Consider the following 12,551-nt stretch of genomic DNA (forward strand, 5'->3'; position numbering starts at 1 on the left):
TTTTTCGTAAGTTTCTAAGGTAAGGAAAAAAAGAATGTAAAATAGTTGTATATACAAGTATTTTTGTAGCTTTGCAGTATGAGTGCGAAAAATCCATTTGAATGCTGCCTATACTTTACGGCAGGAAGATTTTTTAGGGAAATCAATGCGTTGGCAGAAGAGAGCTTTCAAGAGATAGGTCTCAGTCCTTCGTATGCCTATATTCTCATGGTCGTAGACAATGAAAGTCCGATTGCCACCTCTGCAGTAGCCAATAGGGTAGGGCTCAAACCGTCTACTGTAACGCGTTTGGTAGATAAGCTCGTAGGGAAAGGTTTGATACAACGAAGCCAAGAAGGGAGAAATGTATGGCTCCATAAAACCGATAAGCTGGAGGAAGAGATGCTACAAATAACTGCCTGTTGGAACAAGCTATACCACGCCTATAATGAAATTATAGGGACAAAAGAAGCTACGGAACTCAATGCTGCACTCTGCCAAGCAAATGAAAAATTGGAGTAAAAAAATTTAATCTTTAATAATTGTATGTACAAGCAATAAAAATGAAAATACTACTAATAACCACACACCCCAACTTTGAAAAATCGATAGCAAACAAAACGATAGTAGCGCAGTTGGAAACGGATTTTGCGGATATAGAAATTCGGAACTTAGATAAATTGTATCCAGATTATCAGATAGATATAGCGGCAGAGCAGGAGGCGCTGATAGCTGCAGATATTGTAGTGTTGCAATATCCTTTTTATTGGTATAGCGTTCCGGGAATGCTGAAATTATGGATGGATAAGGTATTGTCGTATGGATTTGCCTACGGTACTGGAGGTGATCAGCTAAAAGGAAAATTCCTATTGCAGTCACTCACCGTAGGAGGGGCAAAAGAGTCGTACCACCCCAACGGGTACAACCATTTTAAAGTGGAAGAATTTTTACGACCTATTGAGCAAACAGCTTATTTGGCACAAATGAAGTACCAAGAGCCTGTGTACACATTTCGAAACTTTCAGAAGGAAGGTGTTTGGAATTCTGAAAGTCAGGTTAGCGCTCAAGCAATGAAGCACGCCACGGTACTCAAAGAACGTATTAGAGCGATAACATCGAGTAAAAAAACGGCTGTAAAAGAGTTTGTGTCAGAATGGTTTCGTCATTTTGATACCTTGGATGGGAATGGCTATTTTGTTCAATACCTAGCTCCAGAAGTACAGATGAAGTTTCCGGATAGCGATGCGTTTACCGGACACGATGGATTTCACTCGTGGTATAACGAAACAAAATCTGGTTTTGAAGGAACGACAACACACGATGTACAAAACTTAAAAGTGCGAGAGGTAGCACGCCATCATTTTGAACTCGATATGGAAGTTGCTTTAAAAGGAACCATGACAACGGGAGCTATGGTGGATTTGACAGTAGCAGAATCGTGGACTTTACATTGGGATGAGTTAAGTGATCGCCCAGTGATTGACCGTTATTTAGTAAGCTTAAAAAAGTAAAATTTATGAAAAATACAGCGACATTATTCACACCATTTAGTGCAAATGGTTTTGAAGTAAGCAACAGAATTGTCATGGCACCGATGACGAGAGCTCGCTCTGAAGCAGGTGATGTAATTACGCCTTTGGCAGCAACCTATTACGGTCAGAGAGCTACAGCAGGATTGATTATATCGGAAGGAGTTCCGGTTTCGGAAGCGGCCAGAGGATATGTGAAAACTCCTGGACTCTATACAGAAGCTCAGGTTGCAGGGTGGAAGCCGGTGACAGCAGCGGTACATGCGAAAGGCGGTAAGATCTTTGCCCAACTCTGGCATGTAGGACGCCGAGCTACTACAGAAACTACGGGAGGTAGCACACCGTTGGCACCATCAGCTACAAAAATACCGGATAAGGTATACGGTACCTTGGCAGATGGAAGTTTGGGAATGGTAGAAACAGATATGCCAATAGCGATGAGCTTGGAAGCGATTACCAGTACCCAAGAAGATTTTGTACGAGCAGCTGAATTAGCACTCGAAGCCGGTTTTGACGGAGTTGAAATACACGGAGCTCACGGGTATTTATTTGATCAATTTATGCGTAGTGATGCTAACCACCGCAGCGATGATTACGGTGGTAACACAGCCAATAGAACTCGATTTACCCTCGAAACTGTTCAAAAAGTCGTGGCAGCCATTGGCGCTCATAGGGTGGGCTTGCGTATTTCCCCCTTTTTGTCGGAAGGCGACAGTGCCGACCCGACGATGCCAGAGACAGCCTTGTATTTGATGGAGCAATTAAATCCATTACAGTTAGCCTATGTACATTTATCAGAAAACGTAGCAAATTTTAGGGAGATTCCTGATAGCTATCGCGATAAACTACGAGCGCGTTACCAGCATCCAATTATCGTGTGCGGAAATTATACACAAGAAAAAGCCACGCGTATATTAGAGAAGAACTGGGCCGATATGGTAGCTTTTGGAAGGCCGTTTATCGTTAATCCAGATTTGGTACTCAGAATGAAAAATGGGTATCCATTGCGAGAGGTATCGGAGACGGCTTCTAGTAGTTTTTATGGAGGAGGTGCGCAAGGGTATATTGATTATGATACCTATAATGAGTAACTTTAAGGAGAAAAACATCAATTTAGACCAGAAAATATATGAGAATAACGAAATTGTATAGCATTTTGACCGCGTTGATAGTGCTATTGGTAAGTGCCTGTAATACTAAGGATACTAAGAAAAAAGGAATCGCAAAAAAAGCAACGGAAACACCCGTGAAAGTTGCAGAAGTGAGCGGACAACAGCTTACGGGAATTACCGTTAGCGATGGTCGGGTTTTTGTAAATTTCCCGCGTTGGCGCTCGAATGTAGCCATGTCTGTCGCAGCCCTACAACCCGATGGTAGGTTTACACCCTATCCCGACGCTGCATGGAATCAATGGACCTTAGAAAGCGATTTGAGTGATACCGCTTTTGTTGCAGTGCAGTCAGTAGTGGCTTTTAAAGGTAAAATGTTTGTACTAGATACTCGAAATCCATTATTTCAAGGAGTGTTAGATGCCCCGAGAGTATTGGTGTTCAATTTGGCCACCGACAAGCTAACAGCGATATATAAACTGCCTACGGAGGCGTATCATAAAGACAGTTATATCAACGATATCCGTGTGAATAACAGTGGTACCCGTGCGTATATTACAGATTCAGGGCACGCCGGATTAATCGTGCTGAATTTGGAAACTGGAACTGCTAAGCGCGTTTTGGACGAGCATTCATCTACCAGCAGTGAACAAAATCAATTAATGATTGACGGTAAAGCTTGGAAAAATTCGGTACACAGTGATGGTATTGCTCTTGATACTGTAAGCAATACCTTGTACTATCACGCATTAACAGGGTATCAACTCTATGCAATACCTACGGAAATCCTTGAAAACGGCACAGCGGAAGCTGTGGAGAAAGCCGTTGTTAAGGTGGCAAAAACAGCGGCTCCTGATGGAATGATTTGGTATAAAGGAAACTTGTTCTACGCCGATCTTGAACAGCATCGCATAGATCAGCTAAATCTGACGACAAAGGAAATAAGGCCTTTTACTTCTGGAGCTCACGTCCGTTGGGCAGATACCTTCAGTATCGATCAGGGATATCTGTACTATACCAATTCCAGAATTCACGAAGCAGGAGCGGATGTAAGCGGATTGGATTTCAGTATTTACAAGCTGAAACTTGAATAGTGAGGTGTTTTTATGATTATTCATTATAGAGAAATAAACGAGTATTTGCTGGCAACGGGGTTTGAACAACCTTCGGAGCTAGCAGATTTCTTTGTGTTGAGTTTTGATGAAATTACTGACAGTTCAGTGGAATTTATGCCTCCTTACCAGAAGGATTTTTATCAAATTACGCTATTGATTTCAGGCGTTTCGGATACGAGTATAGAAATTGATACCGAACGTGTTGATCGTTTGGAAAACAGTCTGTTTTTTTTGTCGCCGACACATGTTTATGCTTGGAGGCGCAGTGGAGCTACTAAGGGGTATATTGTGTATTTTAAAAGAGAGTTTCTAGATTTTTATCAGGGAGCTTTACAAACAGATTTTCCTTTTTTCGATATTACGAATCAAGGAATACTCTCCTTGTCGGACACAGAGGTAGCGCAATTGACACTCGATTTTCAAAAATTACATCGAGAGTATCACAGTCCATCACTGTATCGCTATCAAATACTACAATCGTCACTGCTAGCTTTTTTGTTTAAAATAAAAAGTTTAGACGAATTAGCGCAGCAAAAACTTCCAGTGCTATCCAGAAAACAAGAGTTGTTTGCTAAATTTAAATCCCTGCTCCAGCACAGAATTCAAGCAGATACACAGGTAACTATTTATGCCAGTTATTTGGGAATTTCAGAAAGCTACCTAAACAGCATTACCAAAGCCATAGCAATGATAACTGCCAAGGAGTACATTGCGCAGTATCGCTTAAAATTAGCCAAGAGCGCCTTGAAGTACAGTTCTCGAACTATTGCCGAAGTCGGCTATTGTATCGGTTTTGAAGAGCCTACTCATTTTTCTCGTTTTTTTAAAAAGTATGAGGGAGTTACGCCGAGTGCGTATCGAAAAAAGTACACTTGATTTTGGTCAGTATTGAGGGGTAATGGGTTATTTCTGCAGTGTTAGCATGTCTAATTTTGTTGCAGATAATCATAACATAGAATCACATGGAGAAAATTATTGTCCTGGGCGCTACAGGAACCATAGGAAAAGCGGTATTGGCAGCGCTACAACCCACCCAAACAGAAGTTTATGCAGGAGTCCGAAATCCTGAAAATGTATCAGCGAGTACACTGTCGGGAGCTGTTCCAATTCAACTTGATTTTACGAAAGCGGAAGACTTGAATAGGGGATTGCAAGGAATGGATCGCGTATTTTTGGTTACACCGCTCATGCAACAACCTGAGTGGGTAACGCAACTGGTACTTGAGGCTGCAAAGAAAAATAATATCAAGCACATTGTTCGCAGTACTGCATTAGGAGCGGATGTTGATGGAGCGATAGAGATGTCGCGTTGGGCAGGAAGGAGTGAAGAGCGAATTAAAGCAGCAGGAATTCCCTATACTTTTATTCGTCCGAATAACTTTTTAGAGAATTTTATTAATTTTCACGCTCAAACGATTCGAGAATACAAAGGGTTTTACGTACCCAATGGCACTGCTAAGGTCGGTATGGTATCGGTAGCAGATATTGCTGAAGTTGCTGTGCATGCCTTGACGAGTGATGCACATATGAACAAAGCGTATGACTTAAGTGGCTTGGCGTTGACCAATGCTGAGTATGCTGCAGCATTGAGTGAGGTGTTGGCAGAGAAAATTAGCTATATTGATGTTCCTGAAGCCAAGGCGAAAGAAAGTATGTTGAGCAATGGAATGCCAGAGTGGCTCGTTTCGGCGATGATGGAATTGTACAGTATTATGAAACAAGGATGGACAGCTGCCTATAGTGACGATTTTAAAAATGTAACAGGGAGAGAATACACCACTGCGAGCTCCTTTTTTGAAAAAAACAAGCAGGTGTTTCAATCTGTGTAAGATAATGATAAAACGAATAGAAGATATCGGTACATTGTACGAGTGGGGAGGGCTTGACAGAACTCCTGTAACTCCGCAGTTTGATGTGCTCAAGCATCAAGAAACCTATCCTTTCATGAAAGCTGTACTTCCACCTCATAGAAGGAACTTTTATTCATTGATATTTTTGGAAGACCAGCAAGCCGGGAGCATGATCATTAATAATACACAGTACCAGCAGCGCAGGGATGTATTGTTTTGTCAGTCGCCTGACCATGTTTTTAGTTTTGTAAGAGGCGATGCTTTGGAAGGCTACCTCGTTTTCTTTAGTGCTGAGTTTTTACTTCCTATGGTTAAGGATCTACGTACGGAGTATTCCTTTTTTGCTTTGCTAAACACGAACCTGTTTCAGTTATCACCCGATGAAAAATCAGGGATTTTAAAGCTGTTAACGCTTTTGTATCAAGAACGAGACAATCTCGCTGTTGCGAGGTATGTACTGTTGGGCTTGCTCGAAAAGGTGAGAGGGATTCAACAGCGAAACCTACAGGCCGCTGCTAATTTGTCAAAGCCTGATCGGCTTGTACAGCAGTTTCATCGATTGGTGAATGTGTATTACATAGAAAAAAGACAGGTCGCTGCCTATGCTGCTCTGTTGGGCGTGACCGCTAATTACCTCAATGAACTGGTAAAAAAGACCACTGGGATTTCCGCAAAAAAGCATTTGCAAAACAGGTTGTGTTTGGAGGCCAAGAATTTATTGAGGGCTTCCTCTTCAGATATTGCAGAAATCGCTTATTTCTTAGGGTTTTCGGAACCGACGAATTTCGGAAAGTTTTTTAAGCAACAAGAAGGGTGTTCACCGAAGTACTATCGTGAAAATCGATAATTCGTATCAGGATGACCCCGATTTGGATTGGCCAAGCGTGCCGAGACTGAGCTAATTTTGTAGACAATTACAACAGTGTATGCATGGAGTATTAATCTAATTCAGAAGTGATGAAAGCAATACAAATGAATGCTACCGGTGAGGTAGCAGTTTTGGAAATACAAGAGGTAGCAGTTCCGCAACCCAAGCCGGGTGAATTACTTATAAAAATAGCAGCTGCTCCTGTTAATTACATCGATACGATTATTAGAAGAGGGGATATGCCCCCTGGGATGATGCCTGAAGTTCCTTTTATTCCTGGAGTTGAGGGGACGGGTGTTGTTGAAACTGCCAATGCTACAGGGTTTCACAAAGGAGACAAAGTAGGTTTTTTGGGAGTAATAGGAAGTGCTGTTTATGCGGAGTATGCTGTGGTACCTGCGGACAAGGTCGTTTTGTTAGACTCGAAGGTCGATCTACACGCTGCAGCCGTAATCCCAGTAAACTACGTAACGGCATATCACATGATGAAAAACGTAGTAGGAGTAACCAAAGGGACAACAGCTTTGGTATACGCAGCTTCAGGAGGTGTTGGTACTGCCTTGATTCAATTAGCAAAGCTCTTCGGGTTAAAAATTGTAGCATTGGAGCGCAGAGCTGAAAAAGTGTCGAATGCCTTGGCCTTAGGAGCGGACTACGCTTTTAATACCACTGACGAAAATTGGGTGTCGCAAGTGGAGAACGCGATAGGAGAAAATGCGGTAGATTACGTATTTAACCCAGTAGCAGGCGATAGTCTACAACAGGATTTGCAATTGCTAGCACCTTTGGGACATATCGTCGTCTTTGGTTTCTTGGGAGGAAAAGGATCTGTAGATATTATGGACTTGGGAATGCAGTATTTTAGTAAAGCACCGACACTTTCCTTCTCAGAAATTTACGCCACCTATTTTAATGATTACGAACTCATAGCAACAGCTTTAAAGCAATTGTACCTCTGGTTAGCATCAGGAGCGATAACTCCGGTCTACGAAACACTCCCGTTATCGAAAGCACAGGAGGCGCACCAAAAACTTGAAGCTGGAAAGGTTCGTGGAAAACTCATCTTGATCAACGATTTTTAAGAAATGTCTCTCCCCTTGATACGCAAAAGCACCGTAATGATGAGGTTACGGTGCTTTTCTATGATGATCAATGTTTTTATTTGGTAGTAAATTCTATTAGCAGCGGTTGTAAAGGGCGTTCATCAGTAGTTCTGAAATTTTCAGAGATCAGAATTTGATACTGCTTTTTAGGTTTTAAATCGAGGGTAAAGCTCCAACTTAGTCCCTTGTCATCCCATGTTCGTTCACGCGACATCTTAGGAAATGCCGAGCGGCCACGGGGGCCAAAATCCACTCCAGTGGTTTGTCCGTTTAGCGGCTCAGAGAAATGAAGCGTTACTTTGGTTCTCCCGGGAGCAACATCTGTAGCCTTATTGGTGATTCCGGTAATACGGGCAATGCTGGGGCGTTTGGCATCGAAATGTTCCTTGAGGGTGGCCATGGGCGTGTCAAAATATCCAGAAGCATCGACCAAATTAAATACAGCTGAGGTATCTGAAAAATCTAACTCAATGAGGTTTTTTAATGCTCGGTTTTTGTCAGTTGCCTTGTCATAATAGGCTTTGGCGATAAAAAATCCGATAGCATAGGCCATGTCTTTATGACCGTGAATTTTGTGCGTGCTCCAAATCCAATGAAAGCGTTTACTCGGATAAAAGACATCGTTGAGATACTCTTTTTTTAGGCTATCTCCGTGTTCTTTAACGTATTTATACGATGTAACATAGGGTTCCTTACCCGTAGCGAGATAGCTAACATATTCGGCAATTCCTTCGTAGAGGGTATATACGAGTAGGCTGTTGGCCAGTGCTTGCTGTTGCGTGTGCACGTATTCATGTACACACAAAAACGGTAAATCTTCGATGGGTGTATACTCTTCAAAATATTCGCGATCGGCTTCTGAAAGTTCACTAACGTTGACCGTTTTATCTGCTAAGGCCATATTTGCAGCAATAAAAATGGAATCGTTTCTAATGGTTCCGTTGGTACGAAACAATCCGATATCGAAATGTATGCTCGACGGTTTCAGTGCCGGATACAGCGATTTTAATTTAGCGATATCTTTTTGAATGGTTTCGTACTGCGCTTCGGTAGCTAGGGTATTTTTTCTTACCGAGTTCCAATAGGCCGTTTGGGTGGTCATGGAATGCAGGTAATCTTCGGGTTGATAATTTCTCAGCGCTCTTAAGGTATGTAAAGAATTCGATGATGGTTTGAGGAACAGACTATCCAGGTATTTGCGTTGGAGCAGGCTGTCTTGGGTTTGCTGAATGGCATCATAGGCAGCCCAGAAATGAGGAATATTCGTGTTAAAGGCAGCAAGGGTAGCAGAGGTAGTAGCGGTTTCTTTTTTGGTGGTAGTACAGCTCAAGCACAGTGTAGAGAGCAAGAGTCCGAGGACTATTTTTTTCATGGTTCGGTTAATTTTTGCCCCTAATATAAGAAAAGCACAGTTGGTACTGTGCTTTTTTAGTGGTCTTAATAAGGACCAAAACGTTCAAAATGACAGGTATATCCATTGGGGTTCTTAACCAAATAATCTTGATGATACGCTTCGGCTGGCCAAAACTTAGTAAAGGGCTCCAGGGTTGTAACTACTTTTGATGGCCATCGTTCCGAGGCATCTACTGTTTCAATAAAAGCAATGGCGGTAGCTCGTTCTTCTTCGTTCTGAAAAAAGATAGCTGATCGGTAGCTAGCACCGCGATCGTTTCCCTGGCGATCAACAGTTGTCGGATCGTGCACTCGGTAAAAATAGTCCAAGATTTCTTCAAAATTCGTTAGACTACTGTCATAGGTTAGCTCGATTCCTTCGGCATGCCCTGGGTGGTTTTGATAGGTGGGGAACTCATTTTCTCCTCCAAGGTATCCAACTTCGGTATCTAGGATTCCGTTTCTCGTTCTAAAGAGGTCTTCCATTCCCCAAAAACAACCTCCGGCGATATAGGCTTTTTTTATGGTATTCATAAGTAGTTGATGCTAGATATATACTTTGTTGTAAAAATACAAAACAGCTTACAAAGGGAAAAGCAGCTTAGGGAGGGAAAAGGTTTGAAAAAAGTAAAAAAAAATAGTATTCATGTGTTTGAACCTAAGAGTGTTAGTTTTTTTTAATAATTTTTCTGTGTGATAATCCAATAAAACCCTTGTATAACCTAAAAAAAGTCCTATCTTTGCAATCGCAAATCGCGGGATAGAGCAGTAGGCAGCTCGTCGGGCTCATAACCCGAAGGTCGCAGGTTCGAGTCCTGCTCCCGCTACTGAGCAAGGCACGTTAGAAATAACGTGTCTTTTTTTATGCCTAAAAACTTCTTTCTACATAAAAATATTCAGAGTTGTTGCAGTCAAGAGTTTCGGCTATGCGGAGTTCTGAAGTTCAAAGCAGTGAAGTTTCGGACTTCGCACGACCCTTAGTGAGCCTTTTGTTTAGGGGGTGAATTTCTGCTTATTATTAAATAAGTTGATTGAGGGAGCTTGTAATGATCTTGCGGATTTTCCCATTAGCCCCCATTATGTATAGCCATTGTTAGCTTTAGTTTTTCGTCGTATTTTGAAATCAATTCCTCCTTAATCAAATTATTTTTAGTCAGATGCTCATATAGCTCTTTTAAATATCCATGTACAGATTTTAAATATTCAGAACTTATTGACTCCTTTTTATTTTCTTCTAGAAAATCATATGTCCGTTTAATAAACATAAAAGTAGCATCATAATGATTGCCTTTAAAAAGTATAATGGAGTGATTAATATAGGTTACAAACCTATATTGGGGAACATTTCTTTTAAAATACCTGATAGGAATATTCTCATTTAATTGTTCAATCCAGTATTCTATATCAAACTTCATTGTTTTAATACGGTAAAATTTCTATTTCGGGGTTGTCTAAAAGTTCTTGTTTAATAATACCGTAAATTTTACTTACCGTTTCTTTTGTAGATATTTTTTTGAATAATTTTCTTTTGAATTCTTCCTTGGGACTTATTGATATTAAAAATTCATTTTTTTCTCCATCAATATTTCCTGTCGAGATGTAGACACTAAATTTAAATTGATCTAACCTCAGTTCATAGCTGTAATCGGTAGCGTATAGGTCTGCCACTTCAATTTTGTTCGCTAATAATGTGTTTTTCGTAAACTCAGCAAGTCTTTTACCAAATCTACCAGGATTAATATGATTTTCTTCTCCAGGATATGAAGGGAATAATTCAGATTTTATATAAAGTTCAGTTTCCATTTTTTTATGAAGTCAGTAGTTACGGGTTTAAAGTTTTTGTTTTTCGTTTTAGCATAGAGGTCAGCAATTCCGAGTGGATTCGAACCTAGTGGTTGCGGTTATACATTGTTGTAGGCAGTTTTTTATTCCTCCACAATATCAACCCCATAAATTCCATTTTTATTTTCTGGATAAATTCTTCTCATTGTATCGTAATAATCGGCCAGAAATCTATTTAAATCCCCAAGTCCATCCGTCGAATATCCTATCGTGTCTTTTCTATCTGTTAACATTAAAACTCTTCGTTTGTTTTGGTCAGAATTTTTCCTCTTTTCGTTTCGTTTTAGAAACTGTTCAAATTTCCAAACTGTATCCTTCTCGGATATTTTTTTAGTATAAATTCTTTCCCATTTTGGATTTTCGTGAAAAGTCAGTTCTTTAAAATTACTAACAATACTGATTGAGTCAGCATGTTTTGTTATTTCAATTCGTTCATATCCTCTATAAGTACAAACAGAATGGTTAAACAAAATGGTCAAAGTGTCCAATTCAGTCATTTTTTGTCGGAAGTTGCTCAAATCCGCAATCAAGTTAAATTCTGATGAAAGCTTTTCTTTTTCCGCTTTTGATTTTTCTTGACAAGACACGAAAATTAATAGTCCGATTAATATGTAGATTGCTTTTCTCAAATTGGGTACAACGGTCTTGTGTATGGCTCGTTGCGTGCAAATTAGCCATTTTTTTTCGGTTGAGCCACAAGCTAGATTTTTAAATTTCACTATTTATATTTTTGTTTGAAAATCGTCAAATTTAAAAATTTGGCGACTTTCCAAATACGCCTTAACTTTGATTTAATTAAATAAATAGCAATGAGCTATACGCGTTGTTGCGCAACGTTATTCTTTCCATATTAAATTTTCTGCAACACTTTCTGTTCCATATTCCAAATTGAAAGTATCAAGTCTTTTTGATATTTCTTCTAATTCAGTGCAAACATTGTTTATAGCAGAAATCAAAGATTCCTGATTTACTTTTATCACTCTTTTTGTTTCAGGATAAAAGTCTTCGTAAGTTGATTCACATTCAATGACAACTTCTTTTCCGACTTTTGTAAATTTAGGTGATGGATGGCATTCTGGTAAATAAAATGGTTCAAAATTCACATTCAGTATTTTTTTCCAATCATTTATTTCGCTTAACAATCCGCAACATTGGGGAAACAGAACAAACTCGTCATTTATTTTCAATCCATATCCGCCAAAAAAAGCACAGGATTCAGTTATTGGTAAATCTGAAACGTGTAATTCGATTGCTTTTTTCAAATCAGCATCGCTAATTTCTGATAGCTTGTATTGATGCTCATTAAATGGTTTATGATTTCTAACATCTGAATAATTCCGTTCAATTAGAAGTCGATTTTTTTCATCAATATCCGTTATCTCATTTAAGTCTGGAAACTTAAAAGTAGGTAGTTCAATTAAAGGGACTAATTCGATTTTCACGGTTTTCTCTAATGTTGCATAACGGTTTTGTGTATGAATTGTGGTGGATTTTTCCAACGGAAATAATCCACCTAACTCTGATTTAAATTTATAATTTAATTTTCAATTTGACTTCGAATACCGCCATTATTTATACACGTTGTTGTAAATAGTGCCTTTTTCAATTCAGTTCAAGTATTGATTTGTCAATTCCTCTACTATAATAGACATATTTGTTAATATTCAAATCGCTAAATATTTCGTTTTTATGTATTTCATTCAGCAATTCAATTCCGATATTGTCCAATTTCTCTGTATGTTCTCGATGAGATTCAAGTTCTTT

14 protein-coding genes and 1 tRNA gene are annotated in these 12,551 nt (G+C 39.7%); 9 read left to right on the forward strand and 6 right to left on the reverse strand.

Features of this window, described 5'->3' with window-relative positions; translation table 11 throughout:
* Positions 1 to 78 precede the first annotated feature (78 nt).
* The 8 genes from ACKTS5_RS03850 to ACKTS5_RS03885 all read left to right on the forward strand — a co-directional run bounded on the left by ACKTS5_RS03850 (position 79) and on the right by ACKTS5_RS03885 (position 7,532).
* Positions 79 to 501: a MarR family winged helix-turn-helix transcriptional regulator gene (locus ACKTS5_RS03850; protein WP_408042521.1), complete on the forward strand. Its 423-nt coding sequence runs from the start codon at positions 79 to 81 to the stop codon at positions 499 to 501.
* A gap of 41 nt (positions 502 to 542) precedes the next feature.
* Complete coding sequence (locus ACKTS5_RS03855) at positions 543 to 1,490, forward strand: NAD(P)H-dependent oxidoreductase (RefSeq protein ID WP_408042522.1); 948 nt, start codon at positions 543 to 545, stop codon at positions 1,488 to 1,490.
* 5 nt (positions 1,491 to 1,495) lie between these two features.
* A complete protein-coding gene (locus ACKTS5_RS03860) occupies positions 1,496 to 2,599 on the forward strand; it encodes an alkene reductase (protein ID WP_408042523.1) in 1,104 nt (367 codons plus the stop codon).
* A gap of 38 nt (positions 2,600 to 2,637) precedes the next feature.
* Positions 2,638 to 3,711, forward strand: a complete 1,074-nt coding sequence (locus tag ACKTS5_RS03865) for an L-dopachrome tautomerase-related protein (RefSeq protein WP_408042524.1) — start codon at positions 2,638 to 2,640, stop codon at positions 3,709 to 3,711.
* A gap of 12 nt (positions 3,712 to 3,723) precedes the next feature.
* Positions 3,724 to 4,608, forward strand: coding sequence for a helix-turn-helix domain-containing protein (locus ACKTS5_RS03870; protein ID WP_408042525.1), 885 nt, complete (start codon positions 3,724 to 3,726; stop codon positions 4,606 to 4,608).
* A gap of 86 nt (positions 4,609 to 4,694) precedes the next feature.
* Positions 4,695 to 5,561: an SDR family oxidoreductase gene (locus tag ACKTS5_RS03875; protein WP_408042526.1), complete on the forward strand. Its 867-nt coding sequence runs from the start codon at positions 4,695 to 4,697 to the stop codon at positions 5,559 to 5,561.
* A gap of 4 nt (positions 5,562 to 5,565) precedes the next feature.
* Positions 5,566 to 6,429 carry a helix-turn-helix domain-containing protein gene (locus ACKTS5_RS03880; RefSeq protein WP_408042527.1) on the forward strand — a complete coding sequence of 288 codons (864 nt, stop codon included), beginning with the start codon at positions 5,566 to 5,568 and terminating at the stop codon, positions 6,427 to 6,429.
* A 110-nt stretch (positions 6,430 to 6,539) separates the two neighbouring features.
* Positions 6,540 to 7,532 carry a quinone oxidoreductase family protein gene (locus ACKTS5_RS03885; protein ID WP_408042528.1) on the forward strand — a complete coding sequence of 331 codons (993 nt, stop codon included), beginning with the start codon at positions 6,540 to 6,542 and terminating at the stop codon, positions 7,530 to 7,532.
* Positions 7,533 to 7,608: 76 nt separating this feature from the next.
* On the opposite strand, the gene ACKTS5_RS03890 is transcribed toward ACKTS5_RS03885, so the two are convergent.
* Both ACKTS5_RS03890 and msrA read right to left on the reverse strand, forming a co-directional pair.
* Complete coding sequence (locus tag ACKTS5_RS03890; RefSeq protein ID WP_408042529.1) at positions 7,609 to 8,925, reverse strand: hypothetical protein; 1,317 nt, start codon at positions 8,923 to 8,925, stop codon at positions 7,609 to 7,611.
* Between the two features lie 65 nt (positions 8,926 to 8,990).
* Entirely contained in the window at positions 8,991 to 9,479 is a 489-nt protein-coding gene (gene msrA / locus ACKTS5_RS03895) for a peptide-methionine (S)-S-oxide reductase MsrA (protein ID WP_408042530.1), read from the reverse strand.
* A 220-nt stretch (positions 9,480 to 9,699) separates the two neighbouring features.
* On the opposite strand from msrA, the gene ACKTS5_RS03900 reads away from it, so the two are divergent.
* Positions 9,700 to 9,772, forward strand: a tRNA-Met gene (locus ACKTS5_RS03900).
* 240 nt (positions 9,773 to 10,012) lie between these two features.
* Here the strand turns inward: ACKTS5_RS03900 and ACKTS5_RS03905 are convergent.
* The 4 genes from ACKTS5_RS03905 to ACKTS5_RS03920 all read right to left on the reverse strand — a co-directional run bounded on the left by ACKTS5_RS03905 (position 10,013) and on the right by ACKTS5_RS03920 (position 12,229).
* Positions 10,013 to 10,360 carry a hypothetical protein gene (locus ACKTS5_RS03905; RefSeq protein ID WP_408042531.1) on the reverse strand — a complete coding sequence of 116 codons (348 nt, stop codon included), beginning with the start codon at positions 10,358 to 10,360 and terminating at the stop codon, positions 10,013 to 10,015.
* 4 nt (positions 10,361 to 10,364) lie between these two features.
* Positions 10,365 to 10,748 carry a hypothetical protein gene (locus ACKTS5_RS03910; protein ID WP_408042532.1) on the reverse strand — a complete coding sequence of 128 codons (384 nt, stop codon included), beginning with the start codon at positions 10,746 to 10,748 and terminating at the stop codon, positions 10,365 to 10,367.
* A 122-nt stretch (positions 10,749 to 10,870) separates the two neighbouring features.
* Positions 10,871 to 11,506 carry a hypothetical protein gene (locus ACKTS5_RS03915; RefSeq protein WP_408042533.1) on the reverse strand — a complete coding sequence of 212 codons (636 nt, stop codon included), beginning with the start codon at positions 11,504 to 11,506 and terminating at the stop codon, positions 10,871 to 10,873.
* Positions 11,507 to 11,623: 117 nt separating this feature from the next.
* Complete coding sequence (locus ACKTS5_RS03920) at positions 11,624 to 12,229, reverse strand: hypothetical protein (RefSeq protein ID WP_408042534.1); 606 nt, start codon at positions 12,227 to 12,229, stop codon at positions 11,624 to 11,626.
* Between the last annotated feature and the right edge of the window lie 322 nt (positions 12,230 to 12,551).

Source organism: Tenacibaculum litopenaei (assembly GCF_964514025.1).
Lineage (GTDB): Bacteria > Bacteroidota > Bacteroidia > Flavobacteriales > Flavobacteriaceae > Polaribacter > Polaribacter litopenaei.